Origin of the sequence: Brunnivagina elsteri CCALA 953, assembly GCF_002289455.1 — a bacterium.
Classification (GTDB): Bacteria; Cyanobacteriota; Cyanobacteriia; order Cyanobacteriales; family Nostocaceae; genus Brunnivagina; species Brunnivagina elsteri.
In genome coordinates this window covers 24,783-34,407 of record NZ_NTFS01000017.1, presented here as the reverse complement: position 1 = coordinate 34,407, position 9,625 = coordinate 24,783, and the positions used below count along the sequence as shown (strand labels likewise).

Below are 9,625 nucleotides of genomic sequence, written 5' to 3'. Positions count from 1 at the left end.
AGGCGAAGCTTGCGCGGCGACAAGTCGTTCGCAAATCATTTACTAAGAGCGAATGTCGATTCGGAACCATAAATCTGTAAAACCAAAAAACCAGATATATGGTTTAATTCAATCAACTATCTATTACTACCTATAAATATTATTGGGATGCAAAATTAACAAGTGTGCAATTGCAGCTTCGCTAAAAGAACGACCCTGTAAGATGTGTGCGAATTTCTAACTCTACTGAATCCCTCAACCACACTCCAATCACAAAGGAAGAGAGATAAGTTAATCCTGATACAGCGAATTGGACACTTCGGTATTTAGGCAAGTTAAAGTAATAAAGAGTGATTCCTTTTTTACCGAAAATACCCCCCGTAAAGTAAGTGACTCGGCAGCGTCTTGGATGTAAAACTATGCTTAATCAATAACCCGATGGAACCAATTGATAAGAAAGAACTTAGCGAACGTGATATTTGTACCAAATACATCACACCTGCCATCGTCGAAAAAGCTGGTTGGGATTTAATGACTCAAATCCGCGAAGAAGTTTATTTTACCAAGGGTCGCGTGTACGTGAAGGGTAAAATGGTCAGTCGGGGTAAAGCTAAGTTTGCCGACTACATCCTTTATTACAAACCCAATATCCCCATTGCAGTAATTGAAGCCAAGGATAATAATCATCCCATTGGTGGGGGAATGCAGCAAGCATTGGATTATGCTGAAATTCTTGATTTGCTGTTTGTTTACTCGTCAAATGGGGATGCGTTTATTGAGTGCGATCGCACTATCTCTCAAGGTATGATAGAACGGGAAATTTCCCTCGATGCTTTCCCATCTCCCCAGGAATTATGGCAACGCTACTGCGCTTGGAAAGGTATCGATAGTGGGATTGAAGCCATTGTTACTCAAGATTATTACGACGATGGAACTGGTAAAAAACCCCGCTACTATCAAGAAATTGCCATCAACCGGACAATCGAAGCCATAGCGTTAGCGTCTCGTAGAGAACCTAACGCTATCGGAGAAGAGAAGCGCTGCGGCGTTTCGCCGAACGCTAAAGGACAAAACCGCGTACTCTTGGTAATGGCAACGGGTACAGGGAAAACCTACACCGCATTTCAGATTATTTGGCGGTTGTGGAAGTCAAAGACGAAAAAGCGGATATTATTCTTAGCTGACCGCAATATTTTAGTCGATCAAGCTAAAACCAATGACTTTAAACCCTTTGGCTCGGCTATGACTAAAATTAAAAAACGTCAGGTAGATAAATCCTATGAAATTTATTTGAGTCTTTATCAAGCGGTGACGGGTACGGAAGAAGAGAGCAATATCTACAAGCAGTTCTCACGGGATTTCTTTGATTTAATCGTGGTGGATGAATGTCACCGGGGAAGTGCAGCTAATGATTCGGCATGGCGCTCTATATTAGAATATTTCACATCGGCGACTCAAATCGGATTAACTGCCACACCCAGAGAAACCGAAGAAGTTAGCAATATAGATTACTTTGGCGAACCCATTTATACTTATTCCCTCAAGCAAGGAATTGAAGATGGTTTCCTCGCACCGTATAAAGTAATCCGGGTTGATATCGATAAAGATTTAGAGGGATGGCAACCTGCACCGGGACAAGTTGATAGATATAATCAACCTATAGAAGATCGGGTTTACGACCAAAGGGATATCAATAGAAACCTGGTGATCGAAGAACGGGATATATTAGTTGCTCAACGTATAAGTGAGTTTCTCAAAGCTAGCGATCGCTATTCTAAAACAATCGTGTTTTGCGAAGATATTGACCATGCTGAGAGAATGCGTCGTGCTTTGGTCAATGAAAATTCCGATTTGGTAGCGCAAAATCGTAAGTATGTGATGCGAATTACGGGAGATAGTCCAGAAGGGAAAGCCGAATTAGATAATTTTATCCTCCCCGAAAGTCAATACCCCGTCATTGTCACCACTTCCAAATTAATGACAACTGGGGTAGATGCTCAAACCTGTAAATTAATTGTCCTTGACCGCAACATCGGCTCGATGACCGAATTTAAGCAAATAATCGGTCGGGGAACGCGGATTAATGAAGATTTTGGGAAAAATTATTTTACAATCATCGATTTCAAGCAAGCCACCAGGCTGTTTGCAGACCCCGATTTTGATGGCGACCCGGTACAAATATACGAGCCACCTGCGGGTGAACCTCCCATACCGCCAGACGATGAGGATGATAGCATACCAGATGATGCAGACGTTATTATCGACCCACCACCACCACCGCGAGGGGGAGGACGTACCAAGTATGTAGTTAATGGTGTGGATGTATCAATTAGTGGGGAACGGGTACAGTATTTTGGTAAAGATGGCAAGCTAATTACCGAATCCATCAAGGATTACACGCGCAAAAACATCTATCAAGAATTTGCTACCCTGGATGATTTTCTCAAGCGCTGGAGTGCGGCAGAACGTAAAGATGCCATTATTCAAGAATTGCTAGACCAAGGGGTTTTATTGGAAGCACTAGCAGAAGAAGTCGGGCAAGATTTTGACCCCTTCGATTTAATCTGTCACGTTGCCTTTGACCAACCAGCATTAAGCCGTCGGGAACGTGTGCAACAAGTTAAAAACCGGAATTATTTGAGTAAATATGGCGAAAAAGCTCGTGCAGTTATTGATGCACTTTTGGATAAATATGCCGATGAGGGTATCGAAAATATTGAAGATATCAACGTTCTCAAGGTTAAACCAATTAGCGAATTGGGTACGCCGATGGAAGTTATTAAATTATTTGGCAGCAAACAAAAATATCAAGAAACCCTGCAAGAGTTAAAAGTGCAACTATACATGGCATCTTAGAGGGTGAGTCAGTTAGCCAGTAGCTGTCAGGTAGTTGATTTTTCAGGTATCTAGCAGCTATCCAGCAGCCAATTTAGCCAGGGATTGAAAATCCCTGTCTAATAGCTAAATTCCTCTGGAAGAGAAATGGAGAATGGGTTTATTTTTGAGTTTGGTGTTATTTTAGCGATCGCATTCAGAGAATTTGGACTATAAGACGGGGATTTTAACCCTCGGATTCTTTGGGGCTGGGGAAATGTGACTATTTTTGAGTTTGGTGTTAAGCTGCGACGCATCTAATTTTTATATAAGACGCGGGCAAGATGCCCGCACTACAATTATTTTGCGTTTTTGGCTTATATAATTTAGCTGCACATCAGCTTATTTTAGCGATCGCATTCAGAGAATTTGGGCTATAAGACGAGGATTTTAACCCTCGGATTCTTTGGGCTGGGAGAATATTTTTGGCTGTACTATATCTTTGCGACCCAAAGGTGGTTAAAATGTTGTGTTTGCTTGTAGTCCAAATGCAAAAGTAAGGGAAAAATGTCAATTAGCACCACAGTTAAAGCCATTCAGGACATCATGCGGAAAGACGCAGGGGTGGACGGTGATGCTCAACGCATTAGCCAGATGGTCTGGATGATTTTCCTGAAGATTTTTGACGACCGTGAGGCGGAATGGGAAATCATGGAAGATGATTATAAATCTCCGATTCCCGAAGCATTGCGGTGGCGTAATTGGGCTGCTGATGCGGAAGGCATTACAGGCGATACTTTGCTGGATTTTGTTGATAATGCTTTATTCAAAACCCTTAAAAGTCTTTCTTTAGCTTCAGGTATTGACCGACGCGGGTATGTGGTGCGGGCAGTGTTTGAGGATGCCTACAATTATATGAAAAATGGCACTCTCATTCGTCAGGTAATTAATAAGTTAAACGAAATCGACTTTAACAACTCCCAAGACCGCCATTTATTTGGCGACATTTACGAAAAAATTCTCCGCGACTTACAAAACGCGGGTAACGCTGGGGAATATTATACGCCTCGTGCCGTCACCCAGTTTATGGTGGATATGGTTGACCCCAAACCAGATGAAAAAGTCCTCGATCCAGCGACAGGAACAGGTGGATTTTTGGTTTGCAGGTTGGAGCATAATTTAGAAAAATACGTAAAAACCCCAGAAGACCGGATTACACTACATCAAAACACGATGGGGGTAGAAAAAAAGCCCTTACCCCATTTACTTTGCATCACTAATATGCTGTTGCATGGTGTTGATGTCCCAGCCGTTCGCCACGATAACACTTTAGCTCGACCGCTACGAGATTATAACAAGAGCGATCGCGTAAATGTCATCCTCACTAACCCACCCTTCGGCGGTATGGAAGAAGACGGTATTGAATCGAACTTCCCAGCAACCTTACGCACCAGGGAAACCGCCGATTTATTCCTGCTACTCATCATGCATTTGTTAGTCGATGGGGGACGGGGGGCAATTGTACTGCCCGACGGGACGCTGTTTGGCGAAGGTGTCAAAACTCGCATCAAGGAAAAGCTGCTGGAAGAATGCAATTTACATACCATCGTGCGATTGCCCAATGGTGTGTTTAATCCATACACGGGTATTAAAACAAACTTGCTATTCTTTACTAAGGGAGAACCCACCAAGGAGATTTGGTATTACGAACACCCCTATCCATCAGGTTATAAATCGTACAACAAAACTAAACCAATTCGCATTGAAGAATTTGAAGTAGAAAAAGCTTGGTGGTATAACCGGGAGGAAAGCGAATTCGCTTGGAAGGTATCGGTAGAAGATATTAAAAATAACGGCTATAACCTCGATATTAAAAATCCCCACAAAATTGATGTTGAGCATGGGGATTTAGAAGAAATGTTAGGAGAATATCAGCAACTTTTGGATGAATTAGGAGAAACACGCTCTTACCTCAAACAGGAATTAATGGCTGCACTTGGGGGTGAAGGTGTATGAATTTGGAGACGTTTTTTAAGAATTTTGATTTGTTGGCAGATGCGCCGAATGGGGTGCAGAAGTTGCGGGAATTAATATTGCAATTGGCGGTAATGGGTAAGCTTGTACCGCAAGATGAAAATGATGAACCTGCTTCGGTTTTGTTGGAGAAGATTAAGTTTGAGAAAGAGGAATTGCTTAGGGAAGGAAAAATTAAGAAGGAGAAACCACTACCAGCGATTAAAGCGGGTGAAATGCCATTTGAGTTACCGAACGGATGGGAGTGGGAACGACTAGGAAATGCTTTATTAAAAATAACAGACGGTACTCACCATTCACCTCCTAATAGTGAAAAAGGTGATTACAAGTATATAACTGCAAAAAATATCAAACAGGGTAGAATTTCTCTTACAAATATTACTTATGTAACTACCAAAGTTCATCAAGAAATTTATAGTAGATGCAATCCAGAATTTGGTGATTTACTCTACATTAAGGATGGTGCAACTACAGGCATAGTAGCAATAAACGACTTAGTTGAACCATTCAGTATGCTTTCAAGCGTTGCACTTCTAAAATCACCATCAAAAATTTATAATTACTATCTGTTTTCTGTTCTCAGTTCGCCTTATTTTTACTCCCTCATGCGAGATGATATGTCGGGAGTTGCAATAACTAGAGTTACCCTTGCAAAGTTAAACAAAGCTTTAATTCCCCTCCCCCCATTAGCCGAACAACATCGTATTGTTGCCAAAATAGATGAATTGATGGCGATGTGCGATCGCATATCGTCACGACAGCAACAAAAACGTGAAACCCGCATCAAAATAAATAATACAGCCATAGGACAGCTACTTACAGCCCGCGAACCAGAAGCATTTAACAAAAGCTGGCAGTATATTTGCAACAACTTCGACCAATTTCTCAGGTTGGAACCAAAGCCCTTCTGAACTAGCAAACCTTGTAAGTCAAAAGTAATATCTTCTCCAAAAATATGAATTAACTCAGATTCTTTTTCACGAAAGAATGTATTTATATTATGTTCATCTTGAATTCCATCATCATTTAACCCAGAAGTAATAAATCCTCTATCAGATAAAATTGAGCGAAGAGAATTTTCAATCTGAGGAATAAGAAGATGAGTCGCAACTAAGTAATCTCCTACTAAACCTGCATATAGTCCTCTTGCGTATATATCTTCACGTCCTTGAGGTACAAATGCACTATTAGCAACAATAGGGTAAAAGTCACTAATTTTAACGTTATGCTCCAAATTAATTTGATACATAGCGGGTGCAATCACAGCTTCTGCTTGCATTTGCTGGTGATATACTGCTTCTCTAAACATTTCATCTCGTACTGAAGACTGGCGACCAACTACTTTTCCCTGTTCATTCATTATTACTATTGGGAAAAATCGCTGAAGAATAAATTTTTCAGCATTTTCTTCAACTCTTGCTTTCAATTCAGACACTTTTGGGGATTTTGCGATTAAAGCTAAAGAAAATAAAGCATCTTGGATATTTTTACCCTCAACATATCTTCTAGCTTCTTTAACAAATTCACTAATATCTAATTCTTGTGATATTGGAACTAATTCCGATCTAGATTGTTTTTGATACTCAATTAGTTTTTTATGTAAAACTTCTACTTGCTGCTTTGCTGCTTCGCCTCCTACTCTTCTAAAAGCTTCAATGGCACTTTGTAGATGGCGCGATGCAGTTAGGTAACTTGGGGTTTCTCTTTCTAATGCATCCTCTGCTTCCTTAACATATGTTTCGGCTAAACGTGTCCCAGCCTCACGTTCCTTATCTGAATCTTTTTCCATTTTGTGCCAGCCAACTTTCACTCCCCAGCAGTCACGAGCTTTATGCCAGTTATGCTCACTTTCAGCGCGGAGTGCTGCTTTTTCAGCCAACGCTGAATATTTTGATGGTTCACCTTGCTTTTGCTCTTGCAATAACTCCATCAGCTTTACTGATAAAAAAAGCTTATCTTCCCCTTGATACTTATCTAAAACAAATTCTATATGAGCAATAACTTTAGAAGAATGTTGTTTTTGATTTGATTTACGTGATAGGCGAAGTGCCCTCTCAATTCTATCTACACAATATGTCCATTTTTCTGGGTCTTCTAAACAAGATGCAGAAGCTAAATATGAATCAACTGCTAGTTGAGCCATACGGTAATCATGTAGCCTAATCCATAAAATATCTGCAATTCTTGCCCGTAATTCTGCATCAGTAATGTCTGGTACAAAATCTCTAATAATATTCAAATGTGCATCACTAAAATCAGTTGGAATAGGACTGCGGGAACCATCATTCATAACCCACAATGCAGCAAAAGGCTCATCGTTAGACTCAGATTTTAATCTTGGAGAGGTAACACATCCTAGTAGTGTAAGGGCTGCTTGATCTGTAATATTTCCTAGTTCTTGAGCTTCTTTTGCTTTTTCAAAAAACTTACTACTATATCTCTCACAAATTTTTTTGTCACAGTTGGTTATTATTTCCTCGTAAGCAGACTGCTCAAAATCTTCTTTAGTTAAGGGAATTTCCGACAAAGACATATAGTTACACAAATACGGAGGTTTCTGTTTTTTATACTTTAAACTACATTGTAGTATGTCTATTTCAAATCTTTTTTACTGGAAGCCCTATTGGAAACTTTATTTTTGCAACCAGTGCGAAGATAATGAAGAAAATTGAAGGGGCGGGCTTCGGACAATGACGCTACCCCTTCATTCTTATTAAACCTAAGACCTATACCGAGTTGCGTTCAGTCCTCCTTACGAACACCCTTAAAAGGTTCACCATTCTGCTTTGCGTCCATAAACTGTCCGGTTTCAGCATTACGCTTTACCCATTGCTCGGTCACAGGATTGTAAGTTTGGCTACGTTTGTCCACAGCACCACGGCGATAACCGTTACCTGTATTCTTTGCCATGTCTTTATGATCTCCTTAAAACTAATGTAAAACAACTTTGACATTTTCTATTATAATTAGAGAAAATAGTATCAACAACTTTGACTTTTTTTTAACACCTTTAGCAATGCTCCTTCGGAGCCGCTACGCTAACGCAGGAAATAATTAGCCATGAAAGAGATGATTGCTGCGAACCTGATCCGCTACCGTAAAAGTCTGGGCTTGTCTCAAGAGCAACTTGCAGAACAAGCCGGGGTAACTCGCCAGAGCATCAATAACTACGAGAACGCCAAAACTTTACCAGACAGCAAAATTCTCTCTGCTCTGGCGAGTGTTTTGGGCATTACACTCGATGACTTGCTACGCTCACAAGGTAAAGGGCTACCCAACTTCCGGTTCCGCGCTCATGTTTCCTTTGACAAAAGTCCCCAGTTTGCAGCCCAAGTTCTACGAATGCTACAAACTTATAACGCCCTAGAACAAGCCGTTGGCTTACCAACCTACACCCCAGAAAGTACACCTTGTCACCAAGTAGAAGGCAACGAAAAGCACATTCAGACAATAGCCGCTCTATTTCGCCACCGTTTGGGATTGGGGGATGCTCCTATTGTCAACCTGTTTCAATCTGTGGAAGAAATTGGCTTAAAAGTTTTACGCCAGTCGATTCCAATAAAAGGTTTCTTTGGTCTAAGTGCCTGTAGTGATATCGAAGGTGCTTTTGTATTGGTAAACACCCATGATGTAACTATTGAACGTGAATTATTTACCTTGGCACATGAGATTGGACACCTGATTTTCCACCGAGTCGAGTATCAAGATACTTTAATTGAGGAGGGAACTAAAGAAGAAGAAAAAGCACGAGAGAAAGTAGCTAATTATTTTGCAGGTCATCTGCTTGTCCCCCAAGCTGAATTTGAGCGGATATATGCCCAAACGAAGGATATTGTTAAACTCAAACGGCATTTTCGGGTAAGTTACCAGGTAATTTTGAACCGTTTAGCAGAAATGGAAATTATTGATTACGCCAAAGAGAAAGCCAAAATCTGTGCAATTTATAAAAAGCATTCTGGAGGGGCATCTCTTCAAAATTCAATGGAATTACCACCAGCCCTTGACAATAAGGAATTTCCAGAAAATGAACGATATGAATACCTGATTTGGGATGCCTTAAAATTAGCTAAAATTTCCGAAATGAAGGCTGCGGAGCTTCTCAATCTAACCGTTGAGCAACTGCGGGTGCATCGTCAAGAAAGAGAGGTTTATGCAGTTGTCTAATGGAACAATTCTTGACGCAACAGCACTGATTGATTTTTGTTGGCTAAACGAGTGGGGGTGGTTACAACAGCACTATAGCCCGTTGTACATTGCCCAAGAAGTTCTGGACTCAGATCAACTAGAACTTCCCACCCGTGAAGCCGCAAAAACTTACCTAACAGCGCTCAATCTCTCAACAGAAGAAATGTTCGCCAGTTTTCTAGAATTTGGCGCAAGAGAACCTCTTTTGAGTGCCGCAGACCGTTCTACAATTGCCATTGCCCGTCATCAGTTGCTTATTTGTGCCAGTGATGACGGGCTAGTTGTTGAAACTTGTAAAACATACAACATTGCCTATACCAGAACACTGCGATTATTCGGTGAGATGGTAGAAACTAAACACAAAACAGTAATAGAGGTGACGGCAATGGCTGATACATTAATCCAGGAGCGAGGTAAACACATTTCTCCCAAAGTTTTAGCAGACTGGAAGCAAGGATTACAACAAGATGACATCTTGTAACTTCCCATAACACTCAAGTTACAAGATTTCATTAGTTTTACAGTGCCTAATTTCCCCATCCCTTGGGAGGTAAAATGGAGAAGAGAGCGAAGGTGAACCAACATTCTCTTGGAACGGAACTCCACCAAGATA

At 40.9% G+C, this 9,625-nt stretch carries 6 protein-coding genes and 1 pseudogene; 5 read left to right on the top strand and 2 right to left on the bottom strand.

Annotated elements, in window-relative coordinates:
• Positions 1-417 precede the first annotated feature (417 nt).
• From hsdR to CK510_RS34335, 3 genes and pseudogenes are all read left to right on the top strand, one after another.
• Positions 418-2,835 (top strand): EcoAI/FtnUII family type I restriction enzme subunit R, encoded by a 2,418-nt coding sequence (hsdR, locus tag CK510_RS02910; protein WP_211293070.1) that lies wholly within the window; start codon positions 418-420, stop codon positions 2,833-2,835.
• Between the two features lie 525 nt (positions 2,836-3,360).
• Entirely contained in the window at positions 3,361-4,809 is a 1,449-nt protein-coding gene (locus CK510_RS02905) for a type I restriction-modification system subunit M (protein ID WP_095720265.1), read from the top strand.
• Positions 4,806-5,531, top strand: a pseudogene (locus CK510_RS34335) (restriction endonuclease subunit S); the annotation flags it as partial. The gene CK510_RS02905 and the pseudogene CK510_RS34335, both read left to right, overlap by 4 nt.
• On the opposite strand, the gene CK510_RS34540 reads toward CK510_RS34335, so the two are convergent.
• Together CK510_RS34540 and CK510_RS32275 are read right to left on the bottom strand one after the other, a co-directional pair.
• Positions 5,423-7,360 carry a DUF7380 domain-containing protein gene (locus CK510_RS34540; RefSeq protein ID WP_245911821.1) on the bottom strand — a complete coding sequence of 646 codons (1,938 nt, stop codon included), beginning with the start codon at positions 7,358-7,360 and terminating at the stop codon, positions 5,423-5,425. The pseudogene CK510_RS34335 and the gene CK510_RS34540 overlap by 109 nt on opposite strands.
• Positions 7,361-7,569: 209 nt before the next feature.
• Entirely contained in the window at positions 7,570-7,737 is a 168-nt protein-coding gene (locus CK510_RS32275) for a hypothetical protein (RefSeq protein ID WP_169926994.1), read from the bottom strand.
• A 150-nt stretch (positions 7,738-7,887) separates the two neighbouring features.
• On the opposite strand from CK510_RS32275, the gene CK510_RS02895 reads away from it, so the two are divergent.
• Positions 7,888-8,991, top strand: coding sequence for an XRE family transcriptional regulator (locus CK510_RS02895; RefSeq protein ID WP_095720263.1), 1,104 nt, complete (start codon positions 7,888-7,890; stop codon positions 8,989-8,991).
• Positions 8,978-9,493 (top strand): PIN domain-containing protein, encoded by a 516-nt coding sequence (locus CK510_RS02890; RefSeq protein ID WP_095720262.1) that lies wholly within the window; start codon positions 8,978-8,980, stop codon positions 9,491-9,493. Before CK510_RS02895 ends, CK510_RS02890 begins: the two co-directional genes overlap by 14 nt.
• The last annotated feature ends 132 nt before the right edge of the window (positions 9,494-9,625 follow it).